This is a genomic window from Cupriavidus sp. 8B (assembly GCF_054589115.1).
In genome coordinates, this window is record NZ_BAAILO010000503.1 from 1 (window position 1) to 240 (window position 240).

Sequence of the window (240 nt, forward strand, 5' to 3'; positions counted from 1 at the left end):
CGCTGAATCTCGGGGCTCACACGTGCCGGGTGCCGGTAACTCCAGGCGGCTTCGATTAGCAGCTTTCTTGCATAGCTATTGCCGTTCTTGGTGATGCTGCCTTGGCGCCGTTTTTCCCCCGATGAGTGTTCGGCGGGCGTCACCCCGAGCCAGGCCATCAGTTGGCGCGGATGGACAAAGCGCGAGAGATCGCCCAATTCCGCAAGCATGCCCACCGCCGTGGTGAACTGCACGCCACGC

The 240-nt window shown here is 62.5% G+C and carries 1 protein-coding gene; it reads right to left on the minus strand.

The window, feature by feature from the left end; all coding sequences use genetic code 11:
• Positions 1–240, minus strand: a 240-nt coding sequence (locus tag ACYP5B_RS45635) for a transposase (RefSeq protein WP_459573976.1), incomplete at both ends; no start/stop codon positions are given.